This window comes from Cereibacter sphaeroides 2.4.1 (assembly GCF_000012905.2).
In the GTDB taxonomy this organism is placed as follows: Bacteria; Pseudomonadota; Alphaproteobacteria; order Rhodobacterales; family Rhodobacteraceae; genus Cereibacter_A; species Cereibacter_A sphaeroides.
Genome location: NC_007493.2, coordinates 1,463,578 through 1,481,609, shown reverse-complemented (window position 1 = coordinate 1,481,609; position 18,032 = coordinate 1,463,578). Strand labels below are relative to the sequence as shown.

Sequence of the window (18,032 nt, the reverse complement as noted above, 5' to 3'; positions counted from 1 at the left end):
GGACGAGAGGCCGCGGGATGGCTTCACAAGCCCGCGTGACCGCGGCAGAAGGGGAGGCCCGGAAGGACCGCCCATGACCCGCTTGCGCACGCTCTGGCTCGCCCCGCACCGCCCGCTGTTCCTCGCGGCGGGAAGCTGGGCGCTGATCGCGCTGATCTGGTGGCAGTGGGGCGCGGCGCTCGGGCTTTCGGCGCCGGAGCTCGGCACCTGGGGGCTCTGGCACGGGCATGAGATGCTGTTCGGGCTCGGATCGGCCGCGGTCGGCGGCTATTTCCTGACCGCGGCGCAGGGCTGGCGCGGCTCGGATCCGCTGAGCGGGCGGCCGCTGATGGCGCTGGTGGCGCTCTGGTGTCTCGCCCGTGTGGCGCTGGTGGTGGCGGGGCTCCGGCCCGAGGCCCCGCTCGGGCTGATTCAGCCCGCGGCGCTGGCCTATTTTCTCGTTCTTGCAGGATTGCTCGGCCGCGAGGCGGTGCTGGCGCGGCGCTGGAGCAAGCTCGGCTTCGGCGCGGGCATCCTGGCCTACGGGCTGGCCGAGACGCTCTATCTGCGGGCGGCCCTGACCGAGACCTTGCCCGATGCGGCCACCATGGTGCGCGTGGGCTGGATGTTCTTCGCGATCAAGATCTCGATCATCGGCGGGCGCATGGTGCCGGCCTTCACGCTGAACTGGCTGCGGCAGGCGGGGATAACCGTGCCGGATCCCGCGCCGCGGCCCGTGCTCGGATGGGCGGCGCTGGGGCTTCTGTGGACCGCACTCGGCCTGACTTTCGCGGGCGAGGAGACCGTCTCGGCGCTCTGCCTGATCGGGGCGGGGATCGCGCAGGCCTTGCGGCTGGCGGGCTGGCGCGGCTGGGCCGGGCGGGGGAACCTCCTCCTGCTCCTCCTTCACGCGACCTTCGGCTGGCTCGCACTGGGGCTGGGGCTCGTGGGCCTCGCGCGGCTGGGGCTTCTGCCCGTAGCCGAGATGGATGCGCTCCATGCGCTGACCATGGGGGCCATGTCGGGGATGATCCTGTCGCTCGCCGCGCGCGCGGCAGCCCCCCGCGACGGCGGCCCGCTGCGGGCGCGGCCCACCATGGCGCTGGCCTTCGCGCTGGTCTGGTCGGCGGCGCTGGTCCGGCTCGGGGCACCGCTGATCGGCGCCTTCGACGGGGTGGCGGTTGCGGCGGGCCTCTGGTGCGCGGGCTGGATCTCGTTTCTCGCGGGCTATCTGCCCACCGTCACGGGGCCGCTCGCGCGGCCCGTCTTCTCCGGCCCGCGCGCCTCGGCGCCGCAGGTCGTCCAGATCAGGATGCCGCAATGACCGACACGAACCAGCGCCACGCCGAAAAGAAGGCTCGCATCAAGGAGGCCCGCGACCGGATGATGGCGGGCAAGACCGGCGAGAAGGGTCTCGTGATCGTCCATACCGGCACCGGCAAGGGCAAGTCCTCGGCCGGGTTCGGCATGATCCTGCGCTGCATCGCCCACGGGATGCCCTGCGCGGTGGTGCAGTTCATCAAGGGCGCGTGGGACACCGGCGAGCGGCGGCTGCTCACGACCCACTTCGGCGACCTCTGCCAGTTCCATGCCATGGGCGAGGGCTTCACCTGGGAGACGCAGGACCGCGAGCGCGACATCGCCGCCGCCCGTGCGGGCTGGGAGAAGGCCAAGGAGCTGATCCGCGATCCCGCCATCCGCATGGTGCTGCTGGACGAGATCAACATCGCGCTGCGCTACGATTATCTCGATCTGGCCGAGGTGCTGGCCTTTCTCGAGGACGAGAAGCCGCCCATGACCCATGTCGTCCTGACCGGGCGGAACGCCAAGCCCGAGTTGATCGAGGCCGCCGATCTCGTCACCGAGATGGAGATGGTGAAGCATCCGTTCCGGGCGGGGATGAAGGGCCAGCCGGGCGTCGAATTCTGAGGCCACGGCTGGCCGGGGATGAGCCGCGGCGTGTCGTCCGTAAACGGACGCGCGCCGGTCTCGTCAGACTCGGGCCGGGCTTCTGCGGCAGGCGCCGGGACCTGCAGACCCGCAATTGGACGGGCGCGCGAGGCGCGCGCAATGTCTGTCGGATCGGAGGAAGATGGCTGGGGCGGCTGGATTCGAACCAACGAATGGCGGTACCAAAAACCGCTGCCTTACCGCTTGGCGACGCCCCAACTGTGCGGCCGTTTCTACCAAAGGCTGCTCTGGGCCGCAAGAGCAACCGGCCGTCCCCGTCCGGGGGCGCGGGCCCTCGGGCGTTGGACTGGCTGGGGCGGCTGGATTCGAACCAACGAATGGCGGTACCAAAAACCGCTGCCTTACCACTTGGCGACGCCCCAACTGCGGCGGTGTTTAGCGAAGCGTTCTGGCCTCTGCAAGAGGCAGTCGCGAGATTTCTCGCATTGCCGCACAAATGGCCGCAAGCTATGGAAGGCGCATGGAAAAAACCGACGTCTTGATCCTCGGGGCAGGGGCCGCGGGCATGTTCTGCGCCATCGAGGCGGGCCGGCGGGGGCGCCGCGTGCTGGTGCTCGACCGGGCCCGCGCGCCGGGCGAGAAGATCCGCATCTCGGGCGGCGGCCGCTGCAACTTCACCAACCTCGGGATCGCGCCCGAGCGGTTCCTGTCACGCAATCCGCGCTTCGCGCTGTCGGCGCTGAAGCGCTTCACCCAGTGGGACTTCATCGCCCGGATCGATGCGGCGGGCATCGCCTGGCACGAGAAGGTGCTGGGTCAGCTGTTCTGCGACGGGCCGGCCACGCAGATCGTGGACATGCTGGTGCGCCAGATGCGCGAGGCGGGGGTGGAACTGCGCCTCGGGGTCGAGCCGGGCGAGATCCGGCGGCTGTCCGAGGGCTTCGAGGTGGACACGCCTGCGGGGCCGGTGCGGGCGGCCTCGGTCGTGGTGGCGACGGGCGGCAAGTCGATCCCCAAGATGGGCGCCACGGGCTATGCCTACCGCGTGGCCGAGAGCTTCGGCCTGCCCGTGGTCGAGACCCGCCCGGGCCTCGTGCCGCTCACCTTCGCCGCGCAGGAGCTGGAGCGGCTGAAGGCGCTGGCGGGGCTCGCGGTGCCTGCGCGCGTGAGCGCGGGGGGCACGAGCTTCGACGAGGCGCTGTTGTTCACGCATCGTGGATTGTCGGGGCCGGCGATCCTTCAGGCCAGCTCCTACTGGCGCGAGGGGATGCCGCTTCTGGTCAATCTCGCGCCGGAGGGCGATCCCGGCCCGGCACTGCGCGCGGCCCGCAACGAGCAGCCCCGCAGCGCCGCCCGCACCATCCTTGCGCGGCATCTGCCCGAGCGGCTTGCGCGGCATCTCGAGACGGTGGCGGGGATCGAGGGGCCGATCGGGGCGCAGTCGAACGCGACGCTCGCCCGGCTCGCGGGTCTTCTGCGCGGCTGGGAACTTCGGCCGGTGGGGACGGAGGGCTATCGGACGGCCGAGGTGACGCTGGGCGGCGTCGACACCGACCATCTCGACGCGCGGACGCTGGAAGCGCGGGCGGTGCCGGGGCTCCACTTCGTGGGCGAGGCGGTGGATGTGACCGGCTGGCTCGGCGGCTACAATTTCCAGTGGGCCTGGTCCTCGGGCTGGGCGGCGGGGCAGGCGGTCTGACCTGCCGCCAGCGCTTTGGCTCAGGCGTGGCCGATCAGCCCCTGGCCGGCAGATCCCCGAGCGCCTGCGCCAACAGGCTGAGCGCATGGGCCACGGTGGCGCTGCGGACGGCGGCGCGGCCGCGGGGGCCGAACTCGACCGTCTCGACGAGCGTGGGCCTGCCTTTCACGGCCAGCCCGAAACAGACCCGGCCCTCGGGCTTGAACTCTGATCCGCCCGGCCCGGCGATGCCGGTGACGGCCACCGCGAGCGTAGCGTCCGACCGCGCGAGCGCGCCTTCGGCCATCTCGCGCGCCACCTCTTCCGAGACTGCGCCCACGCGGGCGAGCGTGTCCGGCGACACGCCGAGCATCGCCTGTTTGGCCGCGTTGGAATAGGTCACGAACCCGCGGTCGAACACGTCCGACGAGCCCGCCACATCGGTGAGCGCGGCCGAGATCATCCCGCCCGTGCAGCTTTCCGCGGTGGCGATGCGGGCGCCCTTCGCGCGGGCCAGCGCCAGGAGGGCCGCGGGGCTCACATCAGCACCCCGTGCGCGATCCCGGCCGCGATCAGGGTGGCCACCCCGGCAAAGAGGCCCGCCATCAGGTCGTCGGCCATCAGCCCCACCCAGTCCTCGCGCCGGTCGAGCCGGCCGATGATCCAGGGCTTCCAGATGTCGAACAGCCGGAAGAAGAAGAATGCGCCGACCCAACCCGGATAGGGGAAGTGCCAGTTGGCGAGCCCCATCAGCCAGAAGCCGCAGGAGGGGAAGAGCAGCGCGATCCACTGGCCCGCCACCTCGTCGATGACGAACTCGGGCGGATCGGCATGGGGGCGCAGCTTCAACTCCTCGCGGACGGCCCAGAGGCCCAGCCCGCAGGCGGCGAGCGTCGCCGCGAGAAGGAGCGGGAAGCTGCCGAGCCCGTGGAGGAGGAGGCCCGCCCCCACGGCCGCGGCCGAGCCCCAGGTGCCCGGCGCGGGGCGGAGGAGGCCGATGCCTCCGGCAGTGCAGATCGCGCGGGTGAGCCTCATGCCTGCAGCAGGGCCACGGTCGCGATGGCGGCAATGCCTTCCTCGCGGCCCGTGAAGCCCAGCTTCTCGGAGGTGGTGGCCTTGACCGAGATCCGATCCGCGGCGATGCCCATGATCTCGGCCAGCGCCTCGCGCATCGCGGGCGCCACGGGGCCGATCTTCGGGCGCTCGCAGATGAGCGTCACGTCGCAGTTGGCGAGCGTGTAGCCGCGCGCCGCGATCCGACCCATGGCATGTTCGAGGAAGATGCGCGAGGCCGCGCCCTTCCACTGCGGGTCCGACGGGGGGAAATGCACGCCGATGTCGCCCTCGGCCAGCGCGCCGTAGATCGCATCGGTCAGCGCATGCATGCCCACATCGGCGTCCGAATGGCCGATCAGCCCGCGATGGTGCGGCACGCGCACCCCGCAGAGCCACACATGATCGCCGGGCCCGAAGGCATGCACGTCGAAGCCGTTGCCGGTGCGGATGTCCAATTCAGTCTCCTCGTTCTTCCGTGGCCGGGCTTGAGACCGGCGGCGTTTCGGCCGGCCCTTGGGCCGGCGGGTGATGACCGGCCGGGGCCGGCTTGGTCCGGGCGCGCCTCAGAGCCCGGCCGCAAGCGCGAGCAGCCGCTCGGCCCGCGCGAAATCGCCGGGATAAGTCACTTTCAGATTGTCCTCGCAGCCCTCGACGATGGCCACCTCGAGCCCGGCCGCGCGGGCCACCTCGACATCGTCGGCGGCCCCGCCGGGATGGGCGCGGTGGGCGGCAAGGATCGCCTCATAGCGGAAGGCCTGCGGGGTCTGCGCGCGAAAGAGGCCGGTGCGGTCCTGCGTGCCCACGACGCGGCCGCCTTCGCCGCGCCAGAGCGCATCCGAGACGGGCACGGCGGGCGCGGCGCCCGGCGCCGTCTCGAGGGCGGCGAGCGTGCGCGCGATCAGTTCGGGCGCCACGAGGGGGCGCGCGCCGTCATGGATCAGCACCCGCTCGATTCCTGCCCCGGCCAGCGCCTCGAGCGCATTGCGCACCGAGGCGTCGCGCGAGGCGCCGCCCTCGACGAGTTCGACCTTGCCCTCGGCCACGCCCGGAAGCGCTTCAGCCCGGGCGCGGTCGTCAGGGTGGATGACGAGGAGGGTGCGGCTCACCCCGGCCGCGGCCCGGAAGGCCGCCAGCGTATGGGCCAGCACCGGCCGGCCCGCCAGCGGCTGCCACTGTTTCGGCAGGTCTCCGCCCGCGCGTGTGCCGCGTCCGGCGGCGACGATGATTGCGGCTGTCGTCATGGCCCCGTCATTCCTTTGTCCGAAGCTCTAGGCCATGGCGCGGCGGGAGACAATCGACCCTCCTGTCGCGGGCCAGTCGCCAAGCGGCAGTGGTTTGAGCAGCATCGCCCAATAAATGTGCATAGCATGATTTCACAGCAAAGTTGCAATGCGCCGAGTTGTCTTCCGCTCCGCCTCGCCGTAACTGAGGGCTGACGCACAAGGAATAGGCACTTGGCCCTTCGCATCGCTCAGCTTCCGGTGGATCCGCCGGTGCTCCTCGCGCCGATGGCGGGAATTACGGATCTTCCCTTCCGGCGGCTTGCCGTGCGCTTCGGCGCCGGGCTGGTCGTCTCCGAGATGGTGGCGAGCCGCGAGGTGGTCTGCGCGGGCGCCGAGGCGCGGGCGCGGGCCGAGATCGGCGCCGCCGAGGGACGCACGGCGGTGCAGCTGGCGGGGTGCGATCCGCACTGGATGGCCGAGGCCGCGCGGCTGGTCGAGGCGCAGGGGGCCCGCATCATCGACATCAACATGGGCTGTCCCGCCAAGCGGGTCACGAACGGCTGGTCGGGCTCGGCCCTGATGCGCGAGCCCGACCGGGCGCTTGCACTGATCGAGGCGGTGGTGGGGGCGGTCGCGGTGCCGGTCACGCTCAAGATGCGGCTGGGCTGGGACGAGGGGATGCTGAACGCGCCCGAGATCGCGCGGCGCGCCGAAGCGGCGGGGGTGGCGATGATCACGATCCATGGCCGCACGCGCTGCCAGTTCTACACCGGTCGCGCCGACTGGGCCGCGATCCGCCCGGTGGTCGAGGCGGTCTCGGTGCCGGTGGTGGCCAATGGCGACATCACGGGGCCCGAGGAGGCGCAGGCGGCGCTGGCGGCCTCGGGGGCTGCGGGCGTCATGGTCGGGCGCGGCGCGCAGGGCCGGCCCTGGCTTCTCGGACAGGTGGCCTCGGCGCTCGACGGGCGCGCGGCACCCGACGTGCCCGAGGGAGAGGCGCTCGCCGATCTCGTCGTCGCCCATTACGAGGAGATGCTCTCCTTCTACGGGCGCGACCTCGGGCTGCGCGTCGCGCGCAAACATCTCAACTGGTACCTCGAGGCCGCGGGTCTGGCGGCGCACCGGGGCCCCATCGTGACCGGAACCGATCCGGCCCGGGTGGTCCGCGCGCTGCGGCAGGCCTTCGGCGCACAGGAAAGGGCCGCCGCATGAGCTTCCGTTCGCCCTATCCCGTTCCCGGGGTGATCTGGGCCAGCCTTCCGCTTCCGGCGGTGCTCATCAACCCCGACGGCATCATCATCGAATCGAACCCGGCGGCCGAGGCCTTCCTCAATGCCTCGTCGAAGAGCCTGCAGGGCCAGCCCGCCTTCGACCGGATCCTGATCGACGCGCCGGTGGACGAGGCCCTGTCGCGGGCGCGGGCGAACCAGTCGCCCATCTTCATCAACGATGTGGATGTGACCTCGGGCGAGCGTCCGCCGGTGCAGTGCAACATCCAGATCGCGCCGTTGCACGACAATGCCGAGATCGTCATGCTGCTGATCTCGCCGCGCGAGATCGCTGACCGGCTGGGGCGGGCGACGGCGGCCAAGTCTGCCGCCAAATCCGCCATCGGCATGGCCGAGATGCTGGCGCACGAGATCAAGAACCCGCTTGCGGGCATTTCGGGGGCGGCGCAGCTCATCGCCATGAACCTCTCGGCGGAGGATCGCGAGCTGGCCGATCTGATCGTCGAGGAGACGCGCCGCATCGTGAAGCTTCTCGAACAGGTGGAGCAGTTCGGCAATCTGCGCCCGCCCGAGCGGCGGGCGGTGAACATCCACGATGCGCTCGACCGGGCGCGGAAGTCGGCGGCGGTGGGCTTTGCCGCCAAGATGCGGATCACCGAGGAATACGACCCCTCGCTGCCCGCGACCTATGCCGATGCGGATCAGCTGATGCAGGTGTTCCTGAACCTCATCAAGAACGCCGCCGAGGCCGCGGGCCCGCAGGGGGGCCGCATCCGGCTGCGGACCTTCTACGACATCTCGCTGCGGCTGCGCCGGGCGGACGGGTCGGGAGGCGCGCTGCCGCTTCAGGTCGAGATCATCGACGACGGCCCGGGCATCGCGCCCGACATCGCGAAGGAAATCTTCGAGCCCTTCGTCTCGGGCCGCGAGAATGGCACCGGCCTCGGGCTCGCGCTGGTCAACAAGATCATATCCGACCACGGCGGATGGATTTCCGTCGATTCGGCCCCCGGACGCACCGTGTTCCGGGTCTCGTTGCCGGTGGCGCCCCGGGAAGCGGCGTCCAATGACATGGAGGTGAAGTGATGGACGGCACTGTTCTCGTGGCGGACGACGATCGCACGATCCGCACGGTGCTGACGCAGGCCCTGACGCGGGCCGGCTGCAAGGTGCACGCGACCTCCAGCCTGATGACCCTGATGCGCTGGGTCGAGGAGGGCAAGGGCGACCTCGTGATCTCGGACGTGGTCATGCCCGACGGCAACGGGCTCGAGGCGCTGCCGCGGATCTCGAAGCTGCGCCCGGGTCTGCCGGTCATCGTGATCTCGGCGCAGAACACGATCATGACCGCGATCCAGGCCGCCGAAGCCGAGGCCTACGATTATCTGCCGAAGCCCTTCGACCTGCCGGACCTGATGAAACGGTCTGCCCGCGCGCTCGACATGAAGCGCCGCGCGCCGGTGAACAAGGCCGCCCCGCCGCGCGAAGGCGGCGACGACCTGCCGCTCGTCGGGCGGACGCAGGCGATGCAGGCGCTCTACCGCCTCGTGGCGCGGGTGATGAACACGGATCTTCCGGTGCTGGTCACGGGCGAATCCGGCACGGGCAAATCGCTGATCGCCCGCGCAATCCACGATTTCTCGGACCGCCGGACGCTGCCCTTCGTGGTGGCGCAGGCGGCCGACCTGCAGGGCGTCGAGGGGCCGGCCTCGCTTCTGTCGCGGGCCAAGGGCGGCAGCCTCGTCTTCGACGAGGTGGCCGATTACGACGAGGAAACGCAGGCCCGGATCGTGCGGATGCTCGACATGATGGGCGACAACGCGCCCCGCATCATGTCCACGAGCCAGGTGGATCTGGCCTCGCGGCTGGAGTCGGGCGCCTTCCGGCAGGATCTCTACTACCGGCTGGGCGGCGTGACGCTGCATGTGCCCTCGCTGCGCGAACGGGTGGACGACATTCCGCTCCTGGCGGACCATTTCCTCGCGCGTGGCGAGCGCGATCTCGGCGCCACGCGGCGGCTGTCGAACGAGGCGCGCGACCTCGTGCGGGCCTACAGCTGGCCCGGCAACGTCCGCCAGCTCGAGAACACGCTGCGGCGGCTGATGGTGACGTCGGCCGAAGCCGAGATCACCCGCGCCGAGGTCGAGGCTGTGCTGGGCAATCAGCCCGCGATGGAGCCGCTGAAGGGCGGCGGCGAGGGCGAGAAGCTGTCCTCCTCGGTGGCGCGTCACCTTCGGCGCTATTTCGATCTGCACGGCGGCGCCCTTCCGCCGCCCGGCGTCTATCAGCGCATCCTGCGCGAGGTCGAGGCGCCGCTGATCGAGATCGCGCTGGATGCAACCGCCGGGAATCAGGCGAAATGTGCCGATCTGCTCGGGATCAACCGCAATACCTTGCGCAAGAAGATCACCGACCTCGATATTCGCGTGACACGCCGCCGCAAGCTGATGTAAAACGGCAACAGGCGGCGTTGCACGCGGGCACAGTCCCGGTCGGCGCCTGAAATGGGGAGGGCGGCCCAACCGCCCCCCGAGAGGCGGGACAGGCTATCCGTGCGGACTGCTGTGCGCAGCAACACCTGGATCAAGCTCGCGCGCCTGCGCAGGCAGCGGCGATTCCAGACGGCGATGGCCTTCGGCCTCGTCCTGCTGGGGCCGGTGCTGGCGCTGGCGACCTTCCTTGCATTGGGGCCGATGAATCAGGGGGCGAATTCGCCCTCGCTGCGATTCGTGCTGCTGGCCGATCTGGTCTACGTCCTCGCGGTGGCGGCGCTGGTGATCGCGCGGATCGCCCGCATGGTCTCGGACCGGCGCAGCCAGTCGGCGGGCTCGCGGCTGCATCTGCGGCTGGTGGGCACCTTCGCGGGGCTCGCGCTCGTGCCCACCATCCTCGTCGCGGTCTTCGCGATGCTCACGGTGAACGTGGGTCTGGAGGGCTGGTTCTCTGAGCGGGTGCGGCAGGTGGTGGGGGCCTCGCTCGAGGCAGCCGAGGCCTATCAGGAAGAGCACCGCCGCGATCTGATCGAGGATGCCGAGGCGCTGGCGGCCTATCTCAACGTGGCCAAGCAATCGACCTTCTTCCTGCGCGACGACCAGCTGCGGCCGCTTCTCACGCAGGGACAGGAGAAGATCCAGCGCGGCCTGCGCGAGGCCTTCCTGATCGATGGCAGCGGCGTGCTCCGCACCCGGGGCGAACGCAGCTATCTCTTCGATTTCGAGCAGCCCGATGCCACCGACATCGAGCGGGCGCGCGCGGGCCAGACGGTCCTGATCCAGGACTGGGCCAACAACGAATTCCGCGCCCTCGTCCATCTCACGGCCTTCCCCGACCGCTTCCTCTATGTCTCGCGCACGGTGGACGGCTCGATCCTGAGCCTGCTCGACGATACGCGCGAGACGGTGGTGCTCTATCATCAGCTGGAAGCCGAGCGCGGGCGGATGCTGTTCGAGTTCGGGCTGCTCTACCTCGGCTTCGCGCTGATCCTGATCCTTGCCGCCGTCTGGCTGGGGTTCTGGTTCGCCGAGCGGCTGTCGCGCCCCGTGGGGCGGCTCGCAGGGGCTGCGCAGCGCGTGGGTGCGGGCGATCTCGACGTGCAGGTGCCCGAGGAGGAGGGCGACGACGAGATCGCGATGCTGGGCCGGCTCTTCAACCAGATGACCCGGCAGCTGAAGGGCCAGCGCGACGCGCTGATGGACAACAACCGCCAGACCGAGCGGCGGCGGCGGCTGTTCGACTCGGTGCTCTCCTCGGTCACGGCGGGGGTGATCGGGCTCGACGCGGTGGGGCAGGTCGATTTCATCAACCGCGCCGCCCAGCGGCTGCTCGAACTGCCGCAGGCGGGCAACATGTCCCTGTCCACCGCCGTGCCGGAGTTCGCGGCCCTCTTCGCGCGGCTGCGCGAGACGGGGGCGGCCGTGCAGGAGGAGATCCGCCTGATCCGCAAGGGCCGGATGGAGAGCCTTCTCGTCCGCATGAGCCCGCGGCGCAACGAGAGCGGCCGGCTCGAAGGCTATGTGGTGGCCTTCGACGACGTGACCGACCTCGTCTCGGCGCAGCGGATGGCCGCCTGGGGCGACGTGGCGCGGCGCATCGCGCATGAGATCAAGAACCCGCTGACGCCGATCCAGCTCTCGGCCGAGCGGATCAAGCGCAAGTTCCGCCCGCTCGTGGGCGAGCAGGCGGGCGATCTCGACCAATATTCCGATGTCATCATCCGCCAGACCAACGATCTGCGCCGTATCGTGGACGAATTCTCGAAATTCGCCCGGATGCCCGAGCCCGACCGGCGCGAGGCGGATCTCGTGAAGCTCGTCCGCGACGCGGTGGTGCTGCAGGAGGCGGGCCAGCCCGAGGTGCGGATCGAGGCGCGGCTGCCGTCGGATCCCTGGCCCATCGACATCGACACGACCATGATCGGGCAGGCCTTGACCAACCTGATGAAGAACGCGGGCGAGGCGATCGAGGCCCGCCGCGAGGCGGAAGGTCAGGGGTTCGAACCCGAGATCCGCGTCTCGCTTACGGTCAACGAGGATCAGGCGCTGCTGCGCATCGCCGACAATGGCACGGGGCTTCCGCCCGACCGGACGCGGCTCTTCGAACCCTATGTCACCACGCGTGAGAAGGGCACCGGCCTCGGCCTGCCCATCGTGAAGAAGATCATCGAGGAACATGGCGGCATCCTGACGCTCAGCGATGCCGACCCCTTCACCCATGACGGCCACCGCGGGGCCATGGCCGAGATCCGGCTGCCCCGCATCCTGCGCAGCCGGGCGCGGGCCGCGAAGACCGGCGAGGCGAGACCGGAGGACACATGAGCAGCATTCTGATCGTCGATGACGAGCGCGACATCCGCGAGCTGATCGGGGACATCCTGCGCGACGAGGGCTTCCAGATCCGCCTCGCCGCCAATTCCGACGAGTGCATGGCGGCGGTGAATGCCGAGCCGCCGGCGCTGATGATCCTCGACATCTGGCTCAAGGACAGCCGGATGGACGGGATCGACATCCTGAAGCGCACCAAGCGCGACAATCCCGACGTGCCGGTGGTCATCATCTCGGGGCACGGCAACATCGAGATCGCGGTGGCGGCGATCAAGCAGGGCGCCTACGACTTCATCGAGAAGCCCTTCAACATCGACCAGCTCATGGTGGTGGTCCAGCGCGCGATGGAGACGGCGCGTCTGCGGCGCGAGAACAGCGAGCTGCGCCGGCGCGACGTCTCGGCGGCCGAGATGCTGGGCGGCTCGACCGCCTACCGGCTGCTGAAGTCGCAGCTCGAGAAGGTCACCAAGTCGAACGGGCGCGTCATGCTCTCAGGGCCCGCGGGCGCCGGGAAAGAGCTGGCCGCGCGCTTCATCCACGCCAATTCGGGCCGGGCAGGGGCGCCCTTCATCTCGGTCTCCTCGGCCACCGTCGAGCCCGACCGGATGGAGGAGGTCCTCTTCGGCCGCGAGACGGCCGAGCGCGGGATCGAGCAGGGGCTGCTCGAGCAGGCGCACGGCGGCATCGTCTATTTCGACGAGGTGGCGGACATGCCGCTCGGCACCCAGTCGAAGATCCTGCGCGTGCTGACCGAACAGCAATTCACCCGGCAGGGCGGCACCGACAAGGTGCGGGTCGACCTGCGGGTGATCTCTTCGACGACGCGCGACCTGCGCACCGAGATCGCCGCGGGCCGCTTCCGGCAGGAACTTTACGACCGGCTGAACGTGGTGCCGATCGAGGTGCCGGCGCTGACCGACCGGCGCGAGGATATTCCGATGCTGGCCCGGCACTTCATCGAGATGTTCCACCGCAGTCAGGGCCTGCCGCTGCGCAGCCTCACCTCCGAGGCCGAGGCAATGCTCCAGACGATGCCGTGGCCGGGCAACGTGCGCCAGCTGCGCAACGTGATCGAGCGGGTGCTGATCCTCGGCGACGGATCGGGCCCCATCGAGGCGCGCGAGCTGCCGGGCAACGAGGGCCCGGGCGAGGAGGGGCGGCTGATCCTCGGCGGGGCGCTCGCCACGCTCCCGCTTCGAGAGGCACGCGAGCTCTTCGAGCGCGAATATCTTCTCACCCAGATCAACCGCTTCGGCGGGAACATCAGCCGCACGGCGGCCTTTGTCGGGATGGAACGCTCGGCCCTGCACCGCAAGCTGAAGTCGCTGGGCGTGGTGACCACCGCGAAGGGAGGCAGCCGGCTTGCCCGAATCGAGGACGATTACGAGGACGAGGAGGAGCCGCTCGGGGCGCCGGATTGACCCGGGCGGACCGTTCTGCGAAGCAGAAGGCCCTGACAAGCCGGAGTCCGTGACATGAAGGTGATCATCTGCGGCGGAGGCCAGGTCGGCTGGCAGATCGCGCGTCACCTTTCGGGAGAGCGGAACGACGTGACCGTGGTCGACATGAACGCCGACCTCGTGCGCCGTGCGACCGACACGCTCGACGTGCAGGGCGTGGTGGGCTTCGCCTCCTATCCCGACGTGCTCGAGAAGGCCGGCGCGCGCGATGCCGACATGATCATCGCCGCCACCCATTCCGACGAGGTCAACATGGTCACCTGTCAGGTGGCCCATTCGATCTTCGGCATCACGCGCAAGATCGCGCGGCTGCGGGCGCAGAGCTACCTCGACGCGATCTATTCCGACCTCTACCGGCGTGACCACCTGCCCATCGACGTGGTGATCTCGCCCGAGAAGGAAGTGGCCGAGGCCGCGCTCCAGCGCCTCGCCGCGCCCTCGACCTTCGACACCGAGAGCTTCATGGAGGGCAAGGCGCAGCTTCTGGGCATCGCGCTCGACGAGGACTGCCCGGTGCTGAACACGCCGCTCCGGCAGCTCAACGAGCTTTTCACCAGCCTCCGCGCCATCGTGGTGGGCGTGCGGCGCGAGGGGCGGCTCTTCGTGCCCGAGCCGGGCGACCAGCTCTTCGCCGCCGACGAGGTCTATGTCTTCGTCCATTCCGACGATGTGGTGCGCACGCTGGACATCTTCGGGAAATCCTCGCGCAAGCAGGAGCGGATCATCGTCATCGGCGGCGGCAACGTGGGGCTTGCGGTGGCCAAGGCGCTCGAGGCGCGGGCCGACCGGGTGCGGGTCAAGGTGATCGAGCGCAACCGGGCCAAGGCCGAAGTGGCGGCCGACGGGCTCGAGCGGACCATCGTGCTGAACGGCGACGGGCTCGACATGGACCTTCTGGCCGAGGCCAACATCGACCGGGCCGACGCGGTGCTGGCCGTGACCGACGACGACAAGACGAACATCCTCGCCGCGATCCGCGCCAAGCAGGCCGGCTGCCCGATGGCCATCGTTCTGGTAAACGACCCGACGCTGCTGCCGATCATGCAGGCGCTCGACATCGACGCCTACATCAACCCGCGCGCCACCACCGTCTCCTCGATCCTGCGCCATGTCCGCCATGGCCGGGTGCGGGCGATCTATTCCATCGGCGACGCCGAGGCGGAGGTGATCGAGGCGCAGGTGCTTTCGACCTCGCCGCTGGCCGGGCGTCACATCCGCGACATCGACTTCCCCGAGGGCGTGCTCGTCGGCGCTGTGATGAAGGGCGACCGGGTGCTGAAGCCCACCGGAGACCTGCGCGTGGACGACGGCGATGTGATCGCGCTCTTCTGCATGACGGCGGACGTGCCGGAGGTCGAGCGCCTCCTGCAGGTCTCGATCGACTTCTTCTGACATGAGGCGCGTGCGCTCGGTCCCCCTAATCGTCGTGCTGATGGCGGGCGGCGCCGCGGCCATGTATGTGCCTGCAGCCCATGCCGTAGCCCTGCGCCAGCACGAGGTGGCCCGCGCCTTCTTCTATGCGGGCACGTTCCTGCTGATCCTGATCGCGATGATCGCCATCGCGACGCAGAACCGGCCTCCGCCCCGGGCGGCGCGGGCGCACCTGTCGACTTTGGTGGGCGCCTACCTCATCCTGCCGCCGATGCTGGCGCTGCCGTTCCAGATGGCAGTCCCGGACACGAGCTTCACGAACGCCTGGTTCGAGATGCTGTCCTCCTTCACCACGACCGGCGCCACGCTCTACGACACGCCGGGGCGGCTGCCGCCCTCGGTGCATCTGTGGCGCGCTCTGGTGGGCTGGCTCGGCGGCTTCTTCGTGCTGACGGCCGCGATGGCGGTGCTCGCGCCGCTGAGCCTCGGCGGGATGGAGGTCATCTCGGGCCATGTTCCGGGCCGCGAGCAGGCGAGCCAGATCACCCGCATCGCCGATCCGACCGAACGGCTGGTGCGCCAGTCGCTCGCGCTCTTTCCGGCCTATGGCGGGCTCACGCTCGCGCTCTGGGGGCTCCTGCTTCTGGCCGGAGAAACCGGCCTCGTGGGCCTCTGTCACGCGATGGGGACGCTCTCGACCAGCGGGATCTCTCCGCTCGAGACGATGACGGCGGGAGAGGCCGGGTTCCGGGGCGAGTTCCTGATCTTCCTCTTCCTCTTCCTCGCCGTGACGCGACGGCTGATGCCCGGCACCTCGATGGTCTACCGCGACACGCCCATCCAGCGCGATCCCGAGGTGATGATGGCCTTCTTCTTCCTGATCGGCGTGCCGGTGGTGCTGTTCCTGCGCCACTGGATCGGCGCCATCGAGACCGAGGAGACCCAGAACATCGCCGCCGCCGCCCGCGCCATGTGGGGCGGGCTCTTCACCACGCTCTCGTTCCTGACCACCACGGGCTACGAATCCCGCGACTGGGTCGCCTCGCGCTCGTGGTCGGGTCTCGGCACGCCGGGCCTAATCCTCCTCGGCCTCGCCATCGTGGGCGGCGGGGTGGCCACCACGGCCGGGGGCGTCAAGCTCCTGCGGGTCTATGCGCTCTACCGCCACGCCGAGCGCGAGCTCGAGCGAATCGTGCATCCGAGCTCGATCGGCGGACAGGGCGTCGTCGCGCGCCGGTTGCGCCGCGAAGGGGCCTACATGGCCTGGATCTTCTTCATGCTCTTCGCCTTCTCGATTGCCGTGGTGACGGCGGCGCTGAGCCTCGCGGGGCTCGGCTTCGAGCGCGCGATGGTGCTCGGGATCGCGGCCCTGACCACCACCGGGCCTCTGGCCGATCTGGCGGTCGAGACGCCGATCCGATGGTCCGAGCTCGGTCCCGCGGCCAAGGTCATCGCGGGCGCGGCCATGATCGTTGGGCGTATGGAAACACTCGCGATCCTCGCCCTTCTGGCCCCGGCGAGCTGGCGGCGCTGAGCGGAAAAGCGGCAGGCCTGCCGCACAAGACTAACGATCTGTTATTGGGGCTGGAATCTCCCGCAACTCCTGCCCATACTCGATTCCGACCGTCGGATTGCAGCCGGGGGGAACGAGGAAAGACGGAAGCGTCTCAACCATAAAGGCAAGATAACGGATGGCTGCCGATAAACAAAACTTGCAGGACGCCTTTCTGAACCATGTCAGGAAGGCCAAGGTTCCGGTTACGATTTTTCTCATTAACGGTGTAAAACTGCAGGGCGTGATTACCTGGTTCGACAATTTCTGCGTCCTGCTGCGTCGGGACGGACAGTCGCAGCTGGTCTACAAGCACGCGATCTCGACCATCATGCCCGGGCAACCGATCAATCTCTACGAGGGCGACGACTGATTTGACCGATCCCGAGGAAGGGGAGGAGGAGCCCCGGAACGAGGGTGACAGGGAGAGCCAGGCGGCCTCCGACGGTGCGACGAAGTCGCAGCCGATGCGCGCCTTCGTGCTCCATCCCGACATCCGCACCGAGCGCTCGCGCCGGCTGCCCGACCTGCGTCTGGCCGAGGCCGTGTCGCTGGCGGCAGCGCTGCCCGACATGGAGATCGTGGGACAGGAGGTGGTGCGCCTGCCGCGCGCCCAGCCGGGCCTTCTGTTCGGAACCGGCAAGGTCGAAGAGTTGAAGGCGCGCTTCAAGGGGCTCGATGTGGGCCTCGTGCTGGTCGACGGGCCGGTCTCGCCGGTGCAGCAGCGCAATCTCGAGAAGGAATGGGGGGTGAAGCTTCTCGACCGGACCGGGCTCATCCTCGAGATCTTCGCCGACCGCGCCCGCACCCGCGAGGGCGTGCTTCAGGTGGAACTCGCCGCGCTCTCCTATCAACGCACCCGGCTCGTGCGGGCCTGGACCCACCTCGAACGCCAGAGGGGCGGCCTCGGCTTCGTGGGCGGCCCCGGCGAGACGCAGATCGAGGCCGACCGCCGCGCCATCGACGAGCAGGTGATCCGGATCCGCCGCCAGCTCGACAAGGTGGTGAAGACGCGCGAGTTGCACCGGGCCTCGCGGCGCAAGGTGCCGTTTCCGATCGTGGCGCTGGTGGGGTACACCAACGCGGGGAAATCGACGCTCTTCAACCGCATGACCGGGGCGGACGTGCTGGCCAAGGACATGCTCTTCGCCACGCTCGATCCCACGATGCGCGGCGTCACGCTGCCCTCGGGGCGCAAGGTGATCCTGAGCGACACGGTGGGCTTCATCTCGGACCTGCCGACCCAGCTGGTCGCGGCCTTCCGCGCCACGCTCGAGGAGGTGCTCGAGGCCGACCTGATCCTCCATGTGCGCGACATCGCCCATCCCGAGACCGCCGAGCAGGCGGCCGACGTGGCCGAGATCCTGCAGAGCCTGGGCGTAAAGGGGGCGACGCCGCAAGTCGAAGTCTGGAACAAGCTCGACCTCGTGGAGGGGGCGGCGCACGAGCAGCTTCTGGCGCAGGCCGCGAAGTCCGAGACGATCTTCGCGCTTTCGGCATTGACCGGCGAGGGGCTGCCGGACCTCCTTGAGGCGGTCTCGGCCACGTTCGACGAGGAGAAGACCGAGCGCCAGCTGACCTTGGGCTTCGCCGATGGCCGCCGCCGCGCCTGGCTTCATGCCGAAGGGGTGGTGACGGGCGAGGCGGAGACGGAGGAGGGCCACCGGATCGACGTCCGCTGGACCGCCCGGCAGGAGAAGCGCTTCCGCGACCTGTGAGGGGCCGGGAGCGGCAGCAACCCTGCCGGCCGGAG

General features: G+C 69.7%; 16 protein-coding genes and 2 tRNA genes. 12 read left to right on the top strand and 6 right to left on the bottom strand.

Annotation, left to right across the window (positions count from 1 at the left end):
- Nucleotides 1-73 precede the first annotated feature (73 nt).
- Both RSP_RS07215 and cobO read left to right on the top strand, forming a co-directional pair.
- Nucleotides 74-1,303 carry an NnrS family protein gene (locus RSP_RS07215; protein WP_011337768.1) on the top strand — a complete coding sequence of 410 codons (1,230 nt, stop codon included), beginning with the start codon at nt 74-76 and terminating at the stop codon, nt 1,301-1,303.
- Complete coding sequence (gene cobO / locus RSP_RS07210) at nt 1,300-1,908, top strand: cob(I)yrinic acid a,c-diamide adenosyltransferase (RefSeq protein WP_011337767.1); 609 nt, start codon at nt 1,300-1,302, stop codon at nt 1,906-1,908. Before RSP_RS07215 ends, cobO begins: the two co-directional genes overlap by 4 nt.
- A gap of 164 nt (nt 1,909-2,072) precedes the next feature.
- Here the strand turns inward: cobO and RSP_RS07205 are convergent.
- Nucleotides 2,073-2,147 (bottom strand) — tRNA-Gln (locus tag RSP_RS07205).
- 90 nt (nt 2,148-2,237) lie between these two features.
- Nucleotides 2,238-2,312 (bottom strand) — tRNA-Gln (locus RSP_RS07200).
- A gap of 98 nt (nt 2,313-2,410) precedes the next feature.
- Here RSP_RS07200 and RSP_RS07195 point away from each other — a divergent pair.
- Nucleotides 2,411-3,589 carry a BaiN/RdsA family NAD(P)/FAD-dependent oxidoreductase gene (locus RSP_RS07195; RefSeq protein ID WP_011337766.1) on the top strand — a complete coding sequence of 393 codons (1,179 nt, stop codon included), beginning with the start codon at nt 2,411-2,413 and terminating at the stop codon, nt 3,587-3,589.
- Between the two features lie 34 nt (nt 3,590-3,623).
- Here RSP_RS07195 and RSP_RS07190 read toward each other — a convergent pair whose 3' ends face one another.
- From RSP_RS07190 to ispD, 4 genes are all read right to left on the bottom strand, one after another.
- Entirely contained in the window at nt 3,624-4,109 is a 486-nt protein-coding gene (locus tag RSP_RS07190; protein WP_011337765.1) for a CinA family protein, read from the bottom strand.
- Nucleotides 4,106-4,603, bottom strand: a complete 498-nt coding sequence (locus tag RSP_RS07185; protein ID WP_011337764.1) for a phosphatidylglycerophosphatase A family protein — start codon at nt 4,601-4,603, stop codon at nt 4,106-4,108. The genes RSP_RS07190 and RSP_RS07185 overlap by 4 nt, the downstream gene beginning before the upstream one ends.
- On the bottom strand, nt 4,600-5,079 hold the full coding sequence (ispF, locus tag RSP_RS07180) for a 2-C-methyl-D-erythritol 2,4-cyclodiphosphate synthase (RefSeq protein WP_009562175.1): 480 nt from the start codon (nt 5,077-5,079) through the stop codon (nt 4,600-4,602). Before ispF ends, RSP_RS07185 begins: the two co-directional genes overlap by 4 nt.
- A gap of 108 nt (nt 5,080-5,187) precedes the next feature.
- Nucleotides 5,188-5,865 carry a 2-C-methyl-D-erythritol 4-phosphate cytidylyltransferase gene (gene ispD, locus RSP_RS07175; RefSeq protein ID WP_011337763.1) on the bottom strand — a complete coding sequence of 226 codons (678 nt, stop codon included), beginning with the start codon at nt 5,863-5,865 and terminating at the stop codon, nt 5,188-5,190.
- A gap of 213 nt (nt 5,866-6,078) precedes the next feature.
- Between ispD and dusB the strand changes: the two genes are divergently transcribed.
- The 9 genes from dusB (at nt 6,079) to hflX (ending at nt 17,997) form a co-directional block, all read left to right on the top strand.
- Nucleotides 6,079-7,059 (top strand): tRNA dihydrouridine synthase DusB, encoded by a 981-nt coding sequence (gene dusB / locus RSP_RS07170; RefSeq protein WP_011337762.1) that lies wholly within the window; start codon nt 6,079-6,081, stop codon nt 7,057-7,059.
- Complete coding sequence (locus RSP_RS07165) at nt 7,056-8,162, top strand: two-component system sensor histidine kinase NtrB (RefSeq protein ID WP_002719968.1); 1,107 nt, start codon at nt 7,056-7,058, stop codon at nt 8,160-8,162. Before dusB ends, RSP_RS07165 begins: the two co-directional genes overlap by 4 nt.
- The gene (locus RSP_RS07160) at nt 8,162-9,529 is read left to right on the top strand and encodes a response regulator (RefSeq protein WP_002719967.1); all 1,368 of its coding nucleotides are present in this window, start codon (nt 8,162-8,164) and stop codon (nt 9,527-9,529) included. Before RSP_RS07165 ends, RSP_RS07160 begins: the two co-directional genes overlap by 1 nt.
- Before the next feature lie 99 nt (nt 9,530-9,628).
- On the top strand, nt 9,629-11,890 hold the full coding sequence (locus RSP_RS07155; protein WP_017140209.1) for a sensor histidine kinase NtrY-like: 2,262 nt from the start codon (nt 9,629-9,631) through the stop codon (nt 11,888-11,890).
- Nucleotides 11,887-13,317, top strand: a complete 1,431-nt coding sequence (gene ntrX, locus RSP_RS07150) for a nitrogen assimilation response regulator NtrX (protein WP_002719965.1) — start codon at nt 11,887-11,889, stop codon at nt 13,315-13,317. Before RSP_RS07155 ends, ntrX begins: the two co-directional genes overlap by 4 nt.
- A gap of 54 nt (nt 13,318-13,371) precedes the next feature.
- Nucleotides 13,372-14,748, top strand: coding sequence for a Trk system potassium transporter TrkA (trkA, locus tag RSP_RS07145; protein WP_002719964.1), 1,377 nt, complete (start codon nt 13,372-13,374; stop codon nt 14,746-14,748).
- Between the two features lies 1 nt (nt 14,749).
- Nucleotides 14,750-16,261: a potassium transporter TrkG gene (locus tag RSP_RS07140; protein WP_002719963.1), complete on the top strand. Its 1,512-nt coding sequence runs from the start codon at nt 14,750-14,752 to the stop codon at nt 16,259-16,261.
- Between the two features lie 157 nt (nt 16,262-16,418).
- The gene (gene hfq, locus RSP_RS07135; RefSeq protein WP_002719962.1) at nt 16,419-16,652 is read left to right on the top strand and encodes an RNA chaperone Hfq; all 234 of its coding nucleotides are present in this window, start codon (nt 16,419-16,421) and stop codon (nt 16,650-16,652) included.
- Between the two features lies 1 nt (nt 16,653).
- Complete coding sequence (gene hflX, locus RSP_RS07130) at nt 16,654-17,997, top strand: GTPase HflX (protein WP_017140208.1); 1,344 nt, start codon at nt 16,654-16,656, stop codon at nt 17,995-17,997.
- The last annotated feature ends 35 nt before the right edge of the window (nt 17,998-18,032 follow it).